General features: G+C 43.6%; 15 protein-coding genes. 6 read left to right on the forward strand and 9 right to left on the reverse strand.

The window, feature by feature from the left end; genetic code table 11:
* Positions 1-17: 17 nt before the first annotated feature.
* Complete coding sequence (locus ELZ11_RS05930; RefSeq protein WP_137356461.1) at positions 18-704, reverse strand: hypothetical protein; 687 nt, start codon at positions 702-704, stop codon at positions 18-20.
* 301 nt (positions 705-1,005) lie between these two features.
* Between ELZ11_RS05930 and ELZ11_RS05935 the strand changes: the two genes are divergently transcribed.
* Positions 1,006-1,758: a substrate-binding periplasmic protein gene (locus ELZ11_RS05935; RefSeq protein WP_137356462.1), complete on the forward strand. Its 753-nt coding sequence runs from the start codon at positions 1,006-1,008 to the stop codon at positions 1,756-1,758.
* A gap of 95 nt (positions 1,759-1,853) precedes the next feature.
* Here the strand turns inward: ELZ11_RS05935 and ELZ11_RS05940 are convergent, their stop codons facing one another.
* Positions 1,854-2,729: an NAD(P)-dependent oxidoreductase gene (locus tag ELZ11_RS05940; RefSeq protein ID WP_137356463.1), complete on the reverse strand. Its 876-nt coding sequence runs from the start codon at positions 2,727-2,729 to the stop codon at positions 1,854-1,856.
* An 11-nt stretch (positions 2,730-2,740) separates the two neighbouring features.
* A complete protein-coding gene (locus tag ELZ11_RS05945; protein WP_137356464.1) occupies positions 2,741-3,643 on the reverse strand; it encodes a LysR family transcriptional regulator in 903 nt (300 codons plus the stop codon).
* A 102-nt stretch (positions 3,644-3,745) separates the two neighbouring features.
* On the opposite strand from ELZ11_RS05945, the gene ELZ11_RS05950 reads away from it, so the two are divergent.
* On the forward strand, positions 3,746-4,057 hold the full coding sequence (locus ELZ11_RS05950; protein WP_137356465.1) for a DUF2798 domain-containing protein: 312 nt from the start codon (positions 3,746-3,748) through the stop codon (positions 4,055-4,057).
* 88 nt (positions 4,058-4,145) lie between these two features.
* Here the strand turns inward: ELZ11_RS05950 and ELZ11_RS05955 are convergent, their stop codons facing one another.
* The 3 genes from ELZ11_RS05955 to ELZ11_RS05965 all read right to left on the reverse strand — a co-directional run bounded on the left by ELZ11_RS05955 (position 4,146) and on the right by ELZ11_RS05965 (position 7,644).
* A complete protein-coding gene (locus ELZ11_RS05955; RefSeq protein ID WP_137356466.1) occupies positions 4,146-4,862 on the reverse strand; it encodes a YebC/PmpR family DNA-binding transcriptional regulator in 717 nt (238 codons plus the stop codon).
* Positions 4,863-4,958: 96 nt separating this feature from the next.
* On the reverse strand, positions 4,959-5,168 hold the full coding sequence (locus ELZ11_RS05960) for a DUF3283 family protein (RefSeq protein WP_137356467.1): 210 nt from the start codon (positions 5,166-5,168) through the stop codon (positions 4,959-4,961).
* 112 nt (positions 5,169-5,280) lie between these two features.
* Positions 5,281-7,644 carry a response regulator gene (locus tag ELZ11_RS05965; protein WP_137356468.1) on the reverse strand — a complete coding sequence of 788 codons (2,364 nt, stop codon included), beginning with the start codon at positions 7,642-7,644 and terminating at the stop codon, positions 5,281-5,283.
* A gap of 84 nt (positions 7,645-7,728) precedes the next feature.
* Here ELZ11_RS05965 and ELZ11_RS05970 point away from each other — a divergent pair, with 84 nt between their 5' ends.
* Entirely contained in the window at positions 7,729-8,487 is a 759-nt protein-coding gene (locus ELZ11_RS05970) for a substrate-binding periplasmic protein (protein WP_137356469.1), read from the forward strand.
* Between the two features lie 71 nt (positions 8,488-8,558).
* On the opposite strand, the gene ribA is transcribed toward ELZ11_RS05970, so the two are convergent.
* A complete protein-coding gene (gene ribA, locus ELZ11_RS05975) occupies positions 8,559-9,611 on the reverse strand; it encodes a GTP cyclohydrolase II (RefSeq protein ID WP_137356470.1) in 1,053 nt (350 codons plus the stop codon).
* 189 nt (positions 9,612-9,800) lie between these two features.
* The gene (locus ELZ11_RS05980) at positions 9,801-9,998 is read right to left on the reverse strand and encodes a PA3496 family putative envelope integrity protein (RefSeq protein ID WP_137356471.1); all 198 of its coding nucleotides are present in this window, start codon (positions 9,996-9,998) and stop codon (positions 9,801-9,803) included.
* A 363-nt stretch (positions 9,999-10,361) separates the two neighbouring features.
* Here ELZ11_RS05980 and ELZ11_RS05985 point away from each other — a divergent pair, with 363 nt between their 5' ends.
* Genes ELZ11_RS05985 through ELZ11_RS05995 form a run of 3 tightly spaced genes read left to right on the forward strand, consistent with a single transcriptional unit; the run spans position 10,362 to position 12,598 of the window.
* The gene (locus tag ELZ11_RS05985; RefSeq protein WP_137356472.1) at positions 10,362-11,189 is read left to right on the forward strand and encodes an ABC transporter ATP-binding protein; all 828 of its coding nucleotides are present in this window, start codon (positions 10,362-10,364) and stop codon (positions 11,187-11,189) included.
* 9 nt (positions 11,190-11,198) lie between these two features.
* Entirely contained in the window at positions 11,199-12,131 is a 933-nt protein-coding gene (locus ELZ11_RS05990; RefSeq protein ID WP_137356473.1) for an ATP-binding cassette domain-containing protein, read from the forward strand.
* The gene (locus ELZ11_RS05995) at positions 12,128-12,598 is read left to right on the forward strand and encodes a transcriptional regulator (RefSeq protein WP_137356474.1); all 471 of its coding nucleotides are present in this window, start codon (positions 12,128-12,130) and stop codon (positions 12,596-12,598) included. Before ELZ11_RS05990 ends, ELZ11_RS05995 begins: the two co-directional genes overlap by 4 nt.
* A gap of 259 nt (positions 12,599-12,857) precedes the next feature.
* On the opposite strand, the gene ELZ11_RS06000 is transcribed toward ELZ11_RS05995, so the two are convergent.
* Complete coding sequence (locus tag ELZ11_RS06000; protein WP_137356475.1) at positions 12,858-14,831, reverse strand: replication initiator protein RctB domain-containing protein; 1,974 nt, start codon at positions 14,829-14,831, stop codon at positions 12,858-12,860.
* Positions 14,832-15,318: the final 487 nt, after the last annotated feature.

Raw genomic sequence — 15,318 nt, forward strand, 5'->3', positions numbered from 1 at the left:
TCCTCCCTTGCTAGTGCTTAGCCGCGTGCTTTCTCTACCAGAGCTTTGGCAGTCATGGTTTCGATGTTGTCTTTGTCTCTACTTTCCATCACCGTCAACCAACGTTCCGCCTGAGGTAAATCTTGCGCGCGAATGGACGCTGCAATGGCATAGCGATAAACCCATGCCGTAGCGGCGAAGTGCTGCTGAGTGAAAGCCTCTTCAGCAAGTAAGGCGAGGTAAAGGTCATAACCGCGCTCAAAGTGATTAAACATATCAGGCAGAGAAGTGTACGTTGCCGCTGCCATTGCTCTTGTAAGGTAGGACTCCGGTAACCCCTGAATACGTTCTTGCTCATGGAGAGGCGTGTCAAAATCGCTTAGTAGATTGAGTGACTTGTCGATCGTCGCTAGCCCTTTTTCTACATGCTTCATCTTGTTCCAAGGCAAAAAGGCATCACGCCCCATCAAGGTTTCAGTACTGCCTAAATAAACCAAAGTTAACGGTGTCGCCCCCTCGGTTTTGAGCACATCGTTCAAGCGTTCATACGCAACATCTACCGATTGCTCGTCGCCTTGCGCAGCTTGGTTATAAATGGAAAGTACGTCGCTACTTGGATTGGCATTCGCCACAGAGTGACCAGTCATTGCCAGTGACATCATTGCGATAAGTAGTGAATGTTTTATTGGAGAGCGAGTCTTACGTTGAGCCTGAGAAGTCGTCATGGTTAAAGTTCCTTTCAAAAGTTGACGATGAAAGGTTAACCACTTTGTGTCACGTTTGTGGTGCAATGCGACAAACGGTCATTAGCTTAGATAAACGGCAAAAAACGAGAGTAAACGGTCCAATAAGATCTGAGAGAGGTAGATATTAACTGCGTCATTTCTACAACATTGCCAGCCCGAGGTAGCGTGCCCTCCCACCGCTAGGCTAAATCTGCAATCCCATTCAGAGATATTTGTTGAAGTGAGCAAACACTACTAATCTTTTTGTTAATAGAAAGGTAATTCCATAGGACGGACTGTCATGTTTCATCTCATCAACAAATACCTATTACTGGTTGCTGCAATCCTACTTACCAGCGTAGCCTCGGCAAACACCGTGAAGCTTGCGACTGGAGAATGGGCTCCGTACCAATCTAAATTGTTAAAACACGAAGGCTTCATCACCCAAATCGTGACTGAAGCGTTTGCCGCCGAAGGCTACACAGTAGAACTGACTTACATGCCTTGGAAACGAGGCTTTGAAGAAGCCAAAGTCGGTAACTTAGATGGTTCATTCATCTGGAGTAAAAACCCTGAGCGAGAAGCATCCTTTCATTATTCCGATCCAGTGATCACGTTAAGTACCTCTTTATTCCAGCAAAAAGGCAAGAATATTAGCTGGAGTACCTTGGAAGACTTAGCCAAATACAAAATTGGGGGAGTGGTAGGTTATGCCTACGGAACCGAAGAACTCGAAAAACAAGGTAAGCTGAAAATATTACGAATTTCTAAAGCAGAAAGTAACTACAAGAAGCTAGGTGCCGGGCGATTGGATATCGTATTGGAAGATACCGATGTCGGTAAGGAAACCGTTAATCGCTTAGGTTTGTCTGGCAAAATTGAAACCAATAGCAAAGCTCTGACCGAAAGAGATTATTCGGTGATCATTTCTAAAAAATCACCTAAAGCGCAAGAATTGTTAGACGCTTTTAATCGCGGCCTAGCAAAACTAAAAGCGGAAGGAAAACTGGACGCGTACCGTGAAGCATCCGTGAAAGGCGAATATAAGAAGTAAACAAGATTAGCGACCAGCAATAAGGCGCAGATGTGATGTACATCTGCGCCTTATTGTATTCTTTTATCGGCTCGAAATATCAAACCAATAGCGGGTTACTTTTGCGCTTCTTCAGCTATCGCTTTAATGATCACTGAGGTATCCATACGATTATCCCCTTGAGCGGATAACGCCTTATATGACTCCATAGATTTTTCTGTCATCGGCAATTGTAAGCCCTGGCGATCTGCCTCATCTAAACAAAATCCTAAATCTTTGATCATCCAGTCGATCGCAAAGCCAAAGTCGAATTTGCCTTCAGCCATGGTTTCAGCTCGGTTTTCCATCTGCCACGAGCCAGCTGCACCATTTTTTAAGCAATCCACCAGCGTGGGAATATCTAAACCGGCTTTCTCAGCCAAAATAAGCCCTTCCGAAAGCCCGGTCAGCACGCCTGCCACACAGATCTGATTGACCATTTTGGCGCGTTGACCTTGTCCGACTCGTCCCATCAAAACTGAAGACTTCCCATACGCGTTGAACACGGGCTGCAGCGTTTCAAACAGATCTTCATCACCACCACACATGATGGTCAATACACCATTCTCTGCACCCGCTTGGCCGCCCGAAACTGGCGCATCCATAAAGCGCAATCCGGCTGCCTTTGCGACAGTACCTAGCTCTTCAGAAAGTAGTGCGGACGTTGTGGTATGGTCGACCAAAATCGCGCTATCTTTCATCGCAGCTAAGGCGCCCGTTTCGCTGGTGGTCATGCTACGTACATCGTCATCGTTTCCGACGCACACTAATACTACGTCTGCATCAGCCACACACTCAGCCACAGTTTGAGCAGCTTTTCCTTGGTATTGTTCAGCCCAAGTTTGAGCTTTGGTGTAAGTACGATTAAACACCGTCACATCAAAACCAGCATTCTTAAGATGTCCGGCCATAGGAAACCCCATGACACCAAGCCCAATAAAACTTACTTTCATTCCTTTCTCCTTCATTCGACCGTGACCGATTGTTGCGCTAATTGAACTCCTTCAATCAAAGCCTCAATCAATAGCGTCAGTGCTTTTGGCTGATATTTTCTTTCTTTGTACACTAAATACGCTTGTCGGTCACTTCGATGATATTCGGGTAAGAGCTGAACCAAATTCATCTCGGGCGAGACATGTCGAAATGGCAACGATGCAACTCCAATCCCTTTCTCGGTCGCTTGGACCACCGCATGAATATCATTCACTATCAGTTTTGGCTGTATTGAGATCATCTGCAGCAACTCATCGCCTTTATAGACGGGTAATTGCAGCAAGTGATCGACTGATATCCACTCATGCTTTTCTAAGTCGGCTGGACAAGTGATTTCTGCGTGGCTTTGCAAATATTCAGGGCTAGCAAAAAAGCCGTGTTTTGCCTTAAACAAAGGCCGGGCAATCATTCCTTCAAGCGACGATATATCAAAGGTCATCAACAAGTCGCGATCAGTTTGTGGCACTACTTGCTCTTGGCTTAACACTAAATCCAGTTGCACTTTAGGGTATTGGGTTAAAAAACTCTCAATGATTTTTCCAACAAAGCCAGTATAGAAATTATGAGGAATCGCTAGCTTAATTCGTCCTTGTACCGACTCTCTGTCAGTCAGCATCCCAACAAAGGCAGCTTGAATCGATTCCATACCGCTACTTAGCCCCTGAAACGCAGCCTCACCAGCTTCAGTCGCGACTAGTTCTCTACCTTGCTTTTCCAACAACCGAACGTTCAGGCGAGCTTCTAGCGCGTTCAGACGGCGTGACATCGTCGAGACAGGTAATTGCAATTTCTTTGACGCTGACAGTAAGGAGCCTTCTTCAACCACGGTACAAAACAAGAACAAATCATCAACGTTTCCAAATATGGAATTCATAGTTCTATATCTACTTGTTTATTTCATTATTGGATAGTTATAACCTTTTCACATCAAAGTTCAACTATTCATTCACAGACCTCAACCTCGAAAGGAGAAAGCATGAATAAAAAGCAAGTGTGGTTAAATACGTTTTTATCTTCTTTCGTCATGGCCGCCATTATGTCTGGCATCATCTCAGGCACGAAAATGGGCTTTAGCGCTGAGTGGCCACCAATTTGGCTACAGAGCTTTACCATGTCATGGCCTTGTGCATTGGTGCTTGGTTTCACGGTATTACCTTTGATTCGCAAATTCTCAGTTTGGGCCACTAAACCAAGACCAAAAATGGACTCAACATCAGCGATTGCCAACTCATTAGAGATCGCGCAACTCCAAGGAACTCAACCGATCACCAACCAAACGCACAATTAACGGAAGAATGATCAAGGGTATTTATTGAATACCAGATACAAAAAAACCGAGCCTAAGCTCGGTTTTTGTCTATTCATTCGAAGTCGAATTATAGTTCAGCGTTGTGGTAAACCTGCTGAACATCATCACAGTCGTCTAGCATATCTAGGAACTTCTGGAACTTCTCAGCATCTTCACCAGCAACTGGTGTATGAGTTTGAGGAACGAAAGTGATTTCTTCAACGTCTAACGTTAAGTCTGGGAATGCACCGTTTAGGGCAGTCTTAGTCTTGAAGAATTCTGTTGTTGGAGCAAATACAGTGATCACACCGTCTTCTAGCTCAACGTCAGTCACGTCTACGTCTTCCATCATCAGCGTTTCTAAGATCACTTCGTCATCTTCGCCTTTGAACTGGAATACCGCTTGGTGAGCGAACATGTGAGAAACAGAACCTTCTACACCGATTTTCGCACCAGTTTTAACGAAACATTGGCGAACGTCTTGGAAAGTACGGTTACCGTTATCTGTTAGACAGTCAACGATTACACTAGTGCCACCTGGGCCGAAACCTTCATAACGTGCAGGAGCGTAATCTTCACCGCCGCCGCCGTTTGCTTTATCGATCGCTTTGTCGATAACGTGCGCTGGTACTTGGTCTTTTTTCGCCTTAGCAATAAGGTGCTTCAGCGAAAGGTTCATATCTGGATCTGAACCACCATTCTTCGCACACATGTAAATTTCTTTACCGTATTTGGAATAAACTTTAATTTTTGCGCCTGCTGTTTTCGCCATTGAGGCTTTGCGCACTTCAAAACTTCTTCCCATCGGGATCTTCTCTCTGATTCAATTAACGGGCAAATTTTAGCAAAAAGCTGAATCAATACAATTATTCAGCCTTTGCAAAGTAATGGTAGTGACGCGTTATGCGACGCCCATTACTCGCTTATATTTTTCAACTGACTGTTCAAACCACACCTTTTCTTGTGGGTCCACGATTTTAGCCGCTTGTTCTACAATGGCTTCGGGACCACTTTTCGCTTGTTTCAATTTCCAAACGAGAAAAGAGGCTTGCTTATCCAGCTCGATTTTATTTTTCTCATCGGGTGGAAGAAGTGAAAGGTTGATAGACATGTAAAGCCTTAGTCAGTAATACACTTGGCGAAGAAATATAGCATAGAGCGAACCTAGAAAACCAACATAAAGCGCAAAATCTGGCGCTACTGATGATTTTCTAGGTAGTAGATCAAAGGATATGTTGCTCGTCTTCCTTGGTTTGTGCCAACAATCGCGGAATAAAGCGATGCACGACTGTCGACAATTGTTGATGGTTCACTGGTTTAGATAAGAATTCATCCATTCCAACGTCAAAACAAAGATGCTTATCTTCCACGACCACATTGGCCGTTAACGCCACGACAGGCGTGCGTTGGCCTTTTTCTTTATCTAAGGCTCGAATTTGCTTAGTCGCTTCGAAACCATCAAGAACCGGCATTTGGCAATCCATAAAGATCATCTCGTAGTCGTAAAGCTTATACATTTCTACGCCAATCAGGCCATTTTCAGCAATATCTACCGACAGCCCTAATTTGGTGAGCATCATTTTCGCCACTTGCTGGTTAACCAATGAGTCTTCTACCACCAGCACTTTTGGTAAGTTATCGTTGGAAGATTCAACCATAGCATCAGAAACCGCAGTCACTGAACGTGGAGTGGCTTCTACTGGTATTTCACTTGGCTGTGAAGCCGTTGCAACAGGTTTGTCTTGAGTGACCATCACATCATTCGAAGACAGCGTTTTTCTGATTAACCACTTCAATTGATTATCTTGATATGGCCTCGACAAGTAAGCCGCAAAACCCGCTTGTTTCGCAAGCGACTCATCGCTACTTTCAGCAAACGCCGACACCATCACCAACTTAGGACATTGGTTATCAAAACGCGCTTTCAATGCTTGCGCCAGTGCAAAGCCATCCATCATCGGCATGACTTTATCGACCAACACCAAATCATACGGCTTGTTCTCAGCAATCGACTGAGCCACGAGATCCAATGCGATATTCGGCTGTTCACAACACACCGATTTCGCGCCGAAGCTTTGCAATTGGGACGAGGTAATACGCATATTGAGCTGGCTATCATCGACCAATAGAACCGACAGGTCACTGAAATCGATATGCGTCATTTCTTGCTGTTCAGCCTGAGTTTCAAAATCAATATTGAAGAAGAAAGTACTGCCCTTGCCCTCTTCACTACTCAGTTTTAGCTCCCCGCCCATCAGCGCGACTATCTTCTGACAAATGGCCAAACCAAGCCCTGTACCACCATAGTTACGAGTGGTACTGCCATCCGCTTGTTGGAACTTCTCGAATACCGCTTGCTGTTTATCATCCGCAATGCCAATACCACTATCGATCACTTCAAAACGCACGCGAGCGGTATTCACCTTTTCCCATTCAAGGTGAATATGCAAATGCACGTATCCGCTCTCAGTAAACTTAATCGCATTACCGACGAGGTTATTCAGCACTTGTCTTAACTGGGTATTGTCACCGGTGACATAGTTTGGAATACGGTGGTCGATAGTTGACTTAAACAGCAAGTTCTTTTGCTCAGCTTTCACTCTAAAAGTCGATTCAACATCAGCGGCAATATCCGCCAAATTGAACATCGAGTTTTCAAGCTCTAAGCGGCCTGCTTCAATCTTAGAGAAATCTAGGATGTCGTTAATCAGATCAAGTAACGTCAAGGACGAGCTGTTGAGCATATCGACGTATTCTTTTTGTTCATCGTCCATTTTCATTTCAGACAACAGCGACGATAAACCGATAATCCCATTCATAGGGGTGCGAATTTCATGACTCATGTTAGCCAAAAATTCACTCTTATTACGGCTTGCCACCTCTGCCGCATCTTTGGCTTTTTCTAACTCAACGTAATGACGACGAACTTGTTCAACGCTTTGATTATAGTTTTGTTCAAGGATAGTAATTTCATCAACGTAGCGACGTTCATCAACTTTAAGTAAGGCGGGCTTGTTGCCATCTTCAAACTGGCTAATCACCGAAGACATCGACATCAAACGGCGAACCACCAATCTATACACCACAAACAAGGTCACAATGGTCAGTAAGAATATTTTCACGGCTTCGAACAGCAATAACACCACGATGCGCTGCTCAAAATCTTGTAGGATCATGCTTAAATCAGAATGGACGGTGAGGGTCGCTAGGTAATACTTTTTGTCGCCTAATGGGTACTCCATATCCCACGATTGCGCATAACGGTTTTCAAGGACAGGTTTGCCTAATTCGACGATGACACCAGAATCATCTTTGATCACCGCGTAGTGAACTTCAGGCAACCTAAATATACCCTCAGCTTGCACCTTAAGTTGCTCTCTGTCTTCTACCCATAGGCTGGAACTTAAACCTGACAAGTAGCTCGCTTCGACCCGATCGATCTGCGAACTGATGCCGGACACTCGATTTTGGTAATCTACATAGAAACTTAGCCCCGTTACGATTAAAGTAAACAAGGTGCTAATAACTATGATAACTCCCAGTAACTGGCGAGATAACCCAACATAGTGCCTATCCATTTTCACCATATTTATGTACCGATTTTGACCTAGCAACTTAGATATATTCAACTAGTATAATAGTAGTAAATCACGTGTAATTCAGGGAAAGACATGAAAAAACAAATATTGTCCGCTTCAATCATCGGCCTGCTATCTGCAGGGAGCGTATCAGCTGCCGAACCTATTCATTACTACGTAATCGAAAAACAAGCACAACCTTTTCAAATCGAAAAAAATGGGGTTACGCATAGCGGCATTGTGACTGATATCGTCAAAGCAGTATTCGACGACACCAAATACGAGCTCAAATACCACACCTACCCATTTAATCGAATGATCACGCAGCTTGAAGCGCGTGAACAAGAAAACTGGATTACTTATGGCAGCCCAACATGGGGTAACATTCAATCCGCCAATTTATCCGATATTCCAATTTACAATGTAAAACATACTCTGATGAGCAGTAACAAAAAGCCATTTGAGTTCGAGGACATGAAAGACCTAGACGACAAAGCCGTAGTATTACTAATGGGCTTTGAATACCCAAACCTCGACCCTTATATTGAGCAAGGGAAACTAGCAGAGCTTAGAGTCAAAGATTACACCGCTGCATTTAGGGTTCTAAAACGTATCCCTGGCGACACCGTGTTTGTCGAAATGGAATCTCGAGTAAAATACAATCTTGCTATGCAAAAACTCGATCCAAAATCTTTCCAAATCCAATCGTTTAGTTCAGTGATCCCAGACTACCCTATTCACCTCGCTTTTGATCCTAAAATGGACCAACAGTTACAAGGTTTTATAAACCAACGTCTTAAAGATCTCAAATCAAGCGGTAAACTGGAAGCCATCGTCGACAGTTATTTATAGTCGCTTCAAACTTTCATACAAAAATCCGCTCTATATCGAGCGGATTTTTTATTGTCTGCTACTCGCCAAACCTAGCGAACAAAACCAGTATCAAACATATGACCGAGCTTGGCCGCTTTAGTTTTCAAATAGTGATTGTTATGGGGGTTATTGCCCTCTTGAAGCGGTACACGCTCAATGATATTGATCCCTGAACTTTCTAGCGCATTCACCTTCCGAGGGTTATTGGTCATTAGGCGCACGGAATTAATACCTAAAAAGCTCAGCATTCCGCGGCAAAAAGAATAGTCACGCATGTCTGCGGCAAAGCCGAGCTGCTCGTTCGCTTCAACGGTGTCTGCGCCGTTATCTTGCAGATGATAAGCTCGAATCTTGTTGATTAAACCAATCCCCCGCCCTTCTTGACGTAGATAGAAAAGCACCCCACTGCCTGCATCCACGATATTCTCCATCGCTCTAGAGAGCTGGAAACCGCAATCACAGCGAGCACTAAATAGCGCATCACCAGTCAGGCATTCGGAGTGCAAACGGATAAGCGGAGCAACAGACTGATCGATATCGCCATACACTAACGCTAGGTGCTCTTTGCCAGTAGAACGCTCGACAAAGCCATACATTTTGAATACGCCCCATTGGGTAGGAAGCTTAGCGTAATCAACAAAATCAACATGATTGTACGGTTCGGTTTGTCTTAACTTATCACGCACACTCATTAATATTTTGCCTAAATGATTGTCACCGGAGCCATCACCACCATCCCCCCAAAAAGCATCCTTGTGAGAATGTTCTTTAATCACAGAGTCACCTGTACTCGCCAGCAAATGGGCAAACATTGAATTCTGCTTAAATTTCTCAGACACGATGAAGTTCATCACATCCACACGAATCTCATACCAGTCTTCACGAACATGGTTTTCATAGCGTCGGCTCAATTGAAACGCTTCTTCAGGAGAGGCAGCGTAAAAGATTTCCTTTCGCAGTTCATCAGACGAAAATTTCATGGCTTGATAGTAGTGTTCGCTTGTCGGCCAAACTTCATCGTTCACCTCGATTTGGCACGCTGCGAAATTTGATAGATAACCATTGTTATCTTCCGGCTCATAAAATAAAACTTCATTTTGCATAACTTGCTCCTAGCACAGCTGAACTGTTTTTGAACCAACATATAAAGAAACGCGTTTCATATTGTTAATTTTATCTATAAGGCTAGTGGGGGACTGGTAGGCTGTCAAATATGCAACAGATTTAAATAATTGTCTTGAAACAGAAATAAAAAGGGTGGCCTTGGCCACCCTACAATAATGAGAAAGGGATCAATGTATTAACCCAAGCTCTCTCGCCTCTTCTAGGCTCAAGCCACTTTCTCGAATTTCTCTCAAAGCTTCAATACGACGACGAGCTTCGGCTGACTTCATTTGCTTTTCAGGCTTAACATTAACCTCTTCTTCTGAGCTATCCCAGTTACTAGCAATATTTGTCATTTCATCATGGTTGATAGAATTAATGGACATTGTTTCCTCCGAATACACCATGCTATGGACAGGTAATCTGTAGCAAATGAATATTTTGTTGTTAAGAAAATCTGCACCAAAATGTGAAGTTCCCGACCCTTCTAAAACCTCACTTATAAAAATGTTATTTAGGCTTTGCCAAAGCAAATTTTGCGGATTACATTTAAAGGATTCCCTCTAAAGAAAGTCACTTGATCCAACTCTCATTTTCTTCCCCAAAAAATTCACCTTTCTTTTGAAAAATCTTGCAGGCTCACCAAATAACTTTCGAGTCACTTCAATCTTTTTACCGCACTCGCTTCAAGTTCTTTTAATTAAACGATAATGATAATGGTTATTATTTAAATATAGAGAACCGACATTATGGCTTCCCAACTGTCTCCCTCCACTCCACTGATCGAAGTGAAAAATTTGTGTGTGGACTACATAACCGACGACGGTGATTTCAACGCCGTTAAATCTGTTAGCTTCGCTATTCAGCCCGGTGAAATTTTTGGCCTAGCGGGCGAATCCGGTTGCGGTAAAAGTACCATTGCTTTTGCAATCAACCGCTTGCACAAGCCGCCTGCATTTATCTCTGGTGGGCAAATCATGTTTGACGGACAAGATTTACTCAACCTATCGGATTCCCAGCTCAACACCTTACGCTGGAGTGAGATCGCGATGGTGTTTCAAAGTGCCATGAACTCACTTAACCCAGTTTTGACCATTCAAGAGCAGTTCGCCGATGTACTGCGTCACCACAAAGGGCTAACCGATGAGCAAGCCAAAGACCGCGCCGAGAAATTGCTCGATTTAGTCAACATACCTCGCAACCGGCTAACCGAATACCCTCATCAATTCAGTGGCGGCATGCGCCAACGCTTAGTTATCGCCATTGCACTGTCTCTCAATCCCAAATTGATCATTATGGACGAACCAACCACCGCGCTGGATGTCGTTGTTCAAAGGGAAATTTTGCAGCAGATTTACCAGCTCAGAGAAGAGTTCGGCTTCTCCGTATTATTCATCACTCACGACTTAGCACTTATGAGCCAACTGTGTGACCGCATTGCGATCATGCGCTACGGCGAAATTGTCGAAATCAATCAAGCGACTGAAATCCGTAACAACCCTCAACATCCATATACGCAAAAGCTATGGAGCTCATTCCCTAATATCCATGAAAGCAAACACGCCATCGCCAGCTAGGAGCATTTGATGAAAGAACCAATAATTCAAGTTAAGAACATCGTCAAAGACTTCACGGTCGGTGGAGGGTTTGGCAAAGAAGAAATCTTCCGAGCGCTACAGGGCGTGAGCTTCGATTTATACGGAGGTAAAACGCTAGCATTAGTGGGGGAATCTGGCTGCGGAAAGAGTACTTGTGCTCGGTTGATGACTAAAGTCTACCCTGCAACTGAAGGCGAGATTCTCTTTCATGGGCAAAACATTAACAACATCACTAAACGCCGAGATGTGCTCGACTACCGCAGTAAAGTACAAATGGTGTTCCAGGACCCATTCGGCTCGTTAAACCCAACTCACACCATTGAACATCACCTCACTAGGCCGTTAAAAATCCATAAAAGAGTGGCGAATAAAACTGAGCTAGAGGCTCGCCTTGAAGAGCTACTGATGTTAGTCGAACTGCCTATCGAAACCTTGGCTAAATACCCTCATGAGCTCAGTGGCGGCCAGCGCCAACGTGTGAACTTAGCGAGAGCGTTAGCCGTAGGCGCTGAAGTCATTCTGGCGGATGAGCCGACATCAATGTTAGACGTGTCGATTCGCCTAGGAGTGTTGAATCTCATGCAGCGTATGAAAAAGGAGTTGGGCATAGGTTTCCTATACATCACTCATGATCTTGCCACCGCACACTACATCGCTGAAGAAACGGCTGTAATGTACAAAGGTCAGATCGTTGAATGGGGATCAACTCAATCGATCCTGACGAATCCGCAACACCCCTACACTAAACTATTGATCTCAGCAGTGCCTGATCCTGATTTGCCGTTTGGCGAACTGGTACAAAATGAACCAAACTATTCGTTAGACGCCGATGCGATTCGTCAGCAGAGCAGTATTGTTCAAGATGAATACCAAGAAATCAGTGAAAACCATTTTGTAAAACAGTGGGATAGCGTTGCATGAATGAACTCGATGTATGGTTGGAAAAGATCAGTGCTTGGTACCAAGCTCGAAAGCATGATCAAGTAGAAACGTTAAGATTATTGATCCTTAGCCCTCCCAATGCGGTGTGGGGACCCAAGATCAACGATCAACAAAGTAAAGCGATCGCTTGTTGGCTAGACGGCTGCTTACGCATCTACCAATTCCACCTGCATCGACAAGAGCCTGAGCAGGCGTATCAATATTTGATGTTCGCCTACGGGAAACTGCAAGCGATCAGTTGTGAAAGCCAATCTCAGCCGGAACTGGTGGACTGGTCGCTAAAACGTATTCAACACCTTTGCGTACTAGCCTTAGAGTTTAGTAACCAACAAGAGCACTCACACTGGCAGGCACAGGCTCAAGAGCTGATCGAAGCGCATGTACACTTTATGGCATCATTAGCACCGAAGCATGATCAAGGTATGGAAGGTAAAAGAATCCAATAAATACGGAAACATGATCAAGTGTAAAGCGATCAGCTTGTTAGATCTGACGGTTTTATTGGAGGCTTAGCAGTTTACGGCAGGCAAAAAAAAGCGAGTTCATCAGAACTCGCGAAATCTATTCAGTATGATGTAACAATATGAGCCAATCTATTAATCATAAGAAAGGACAAAAGGTTGTCTATTCGGGATAAATATTAACCAGTCACCGAGTTGCTTATGTCAGTAGAGTGTCAGCGTTATGTTGGATTATTATCAAGCTTTAATTGCCAATCGCTACTTCATCTAACGCACGAAATACTGTGTCATCTAAGTGCCCTTCTAGCACCTGCTTACACACTTTTCGACGTACCGCCAAGCCGGAAATCAATCGTTCAATCGACAGGTGTTTGTTTGAATGACGGTCGTTATACAACTCAATCATTTTACTTAGCGTCTCGTATTGAACCACTTCCTCTCCAACTCTTAGCCAATCTAGCTTCTCTATGAGCTCTGAGCACTCTTCTTTGATTGAATTGTGGGAATGACCAGTCATTGCCGACAAGGCTGTTATACTGCGTTCTAGAGCCTCTGGTGAAGTATACTTAGATAAGGTAATTGTGATTTCATCAGCGTTGATCTCAACCGAATGCTTTTTCAGCTTAACTCGGCGACCTAATTTCCCTCTTGGTGAAGGTGCTTTGCGTTGAATCGGTTCAAATTCACCATCAATGATTTCCGCCAACTCATCCAGTTTCTGCTTAGAAACCATTTCGTTACGCAGCGGGTTAGGTAATGTCGGAGCCATGTTACGTTTACCAGCGTTTGTGGTACGCGCTCGCGAGTACCTAAGCACCTCTTCTGCGTTACATTTAATATCTACCTGATAATCCGTTACTTTACCTTTTTCGATCATTGAACTGATCGTTAGGTGGTACCCCCAAAGATTAACGGTAAAGATCTCAGCATTCGTGTCTGCTTCCCCAAGTTTTCTTAGCTCACGGATCAGATCCATTGAAAAACGACGCCAATCAATGTTTCGTGCCAACTTCTGATTCAATTCACTGAGCAATAGGCAATCAGAATGACGACGCGCCATACGGCTTCTGAAATACGAATACAGTTGGAATACCAAAGTGTGTTGTTTCAGAATTTCAGGCGGGAACAAGAAGAAATAGTCGCGCGTTAACAGCTCTTCATAGAACGACGGCTCCCATACCAGAATATACAGATTTGGCTTAATACGAATTTCGCCGTCAGCGCCTTCTGTTGGCGCTTCTTCAGATGCCGTGATAGTACGAGCCAAAAATCGAAAACGGTCGCTCTTGAAGCCTTCTGGCATGTTCTCACTTAACCATCGGCCTGTTAGCTCATGCAGTTGGAAATCAGTAAACTCGATACGGTCAATACTGTCGCGAATTGAGTCGCGAGCTGGTCCGCTGTCTTTCTTACCACGCAGAGACAAAATATCAGTGATGTACAACGGCGTTTTGTTTGGCGTGTGTTTGGCGTCTAGCTGGTAATCTTCTTGGTGATGATCATGGTATTGAACAGTTAACGTAAACAAGGCGAACAAGGTCATCAGATCATCAACAGTCATAATATTTTTCGATGATCGTGTTTCGATCACAGCTCGTGTTCCGGAGATCGAAACCATTGATTTTTGATAACTTTTGCGTGTTCTTGGTGGCGCTAAAGCTTGATCGATGATGCCAGCCCAGTTCGTAGGAGAAACAATAAACTGATCCGCCTCATCTTTCATACTTGGTGGGGTGTTCAATCCATGCTCATTAAGCAAGCGCTTGTTGACTTGAGTTTGAGCGAGTGCTTTTGAACGTTTTTGCTTTTCATTCTGCTTAACGGACTCTGTCACTAAGCTGGTGGCCCCTAACACAGAGATCAATTGGTTTGGATTCACAAAACGATGAAGCATGGTTTTTCCCGCAAGGCCTTCTTCAAAGCGAACTGGAATTTGAGTGAAAAGCCCTATATTAACGGCTGCGCGTAATCGTTGCTGCAAGGCTGCACGCGTGACTTGACCATCGGTAGACTCCACAATCTCTGTGGTGGAAACATAACCATCTTTACTAGAAAAACCTCGTAGTGAAATGAGGTTTAGTAATTCAACGATGCTTTTAGTGACACCTTTGAAATGTTGATATTGTTCAATCCATTCTACGGCTGATTCAGAAACCTCAAATAGGTGACCATCTTTGTGGCTGCGAGCTTTAATTAATAATTTTTCTTCAGGCTTCATTTTTAGATCCGTATCACACTAGCCGTAATATCACTATAGTTCCATGAGGATAATGAAAAAATGATCATAAATAAAGAGATTTTATTGGCTTTTAAATAACTGATCTATTTGATTAAACTGATCTATATTGATTATATGATCTAATGATCTAGACGGGCGATTGCTTTTAAGTGGTTGTTATTTATTGATTTTATTTTATAGCTTTGGAAAGCATGATCATATAAACCCCGAAACTATGATCATTGATATTCAGAAAGCATGATCAGAATATCCCAGAACGATGATCATTAGAACTATAAAGCATGATCATGTGAGCCCTGAAAGCATGATCATCTTGTTTATACATGTTATCCACAGTCGAATATAAAATTTCCGCTCAAACAAATTCTATTACGCGTTTCTTTAAGCAAAACGATTCGGAAAGATGATCAAGGAATTCGTGTTTTTTGTGAAATATGATGAAATTACCTCCAATTTGTTTGTTTGC

The sequence above is a fragment of the Vibrio profundi genome, assembly GCF_005281835.1.
Classification (GTDB): Bacteria; Pseudomonadota; Gammaproteobacteria; order Enterobacterales; family Vibrionaceae; genus Vibrio; species Vibrio profundi.

Excerpts from the sequence above, each read along its gene's own strand:
- ELZ11_RS05965 (WP_137356468.1), bottom strand. The coding sequence starts at position 7,644 with ATGGTGAAAATGGATAGGCACTATGTTGGGTTATCTCGCCAGTTACTG.
- ELZ11_RS05960 (WP_137356467.1), bottom strand. The coding sequence starts at position 5,168 with ATGTCTATCAACCTTTCACTTCTTCCACCCGATGAGAAAAATAAAATC.
- ELZ11_RS05945 (WP_137356464.1), bottom strand. The coding sequence starts at position 3,643 with ATGAATTCCATATTTGGAAACGTTGATGATTTGTTCTTGTTTTGTACC.
- ELZ11_RS05940 (WP_137356463.1), bottom strand. The coding sequence starts at position 2,729 with ATGAAAGTAAGTTTTATTGGGCTTGGTGTCATGGGGTTTCCTATGGCC.
- ELZ11_RS05980 (WP_137356471.1), bottom strand. The coding sequence starts at position 9,998 with ATGTCCATTAATTCTATCAACCATGATGAAATGACAAATATTGCTAGT.
- ELZ11_RS05985 (WP_137356472.1), top strand. The coding sequence starts at position 10,362 with ATGGCTTCCCAACTGTCTCCCTCCACTCCACTGATCGAAGTGAAAAAT.
- ELZ11_RS05935 (WP_137356462.1), top strand. The coding sequence starts at position 1,006 with ATGTTTCATCTCATCAACAAATACCTATTACTGGTTGCTGCAATCCTA.
- ELZ11_RS05995 (WP_137356474.1), top strand. The coding sequence starts at position 12,128 with ATGAATGAACTCGATGTATGGTTGGAAAAGATCAGTGCTTGGTACCAA.
- ELZ11_RS05950 (WP_137356465.1), top strand. The coding sequence starts at position 3,746 with ATGAATAAAAAGCAAGTGTGGTTAAATACGTTTTTATCTTCTTTCGTC.
- ELZ11_RS05970 (WP_137356469.1), top strand. The coding sequence starts at position 7,729 with ATGAAAAAACAAATATTGTCCGCTTCAATCATCGGCCTGCTATCTGCA.
- ELZ11_RS05990 (WP_137356473.1), top strand. The coding sequence starts at position 11,199 with ATGAAAGAACCAATAATTCAAGTTAAGAACATCGTCAAAGACTTCACG.
- ELZ11_RS05930 (WP_137356461.1), bottom strand. The coding sequence starts at position 704 with ATGACGACTTCTCAGGCTCAACGTAAGACTCGCTCTCCAATAAAACAT.
- ribA (WP_137356470.1), bottom strand. The coding sequence starts at position 9,611 with ATGCAAAATGAAGTTTTATTTTATGAGCCGGAAGATAACAATGGTTAT.
- ELZ11_RS05955 (WP_137356466.1), bottom strand. The coding sequence starts at position 4,862 with ATGGGAAGAAGTTTTGAAGTGCGCAAAGCCTCAATGGCGAAAACAGCA.
- ELZ11_RS06000 (WP_137356475.1), bottom strand. The coding sequence starts at position 14,831 with ATGAAGCCTGAAGAAAAATTATTAATTAAAGCTCGCAGCCACAAAGAT.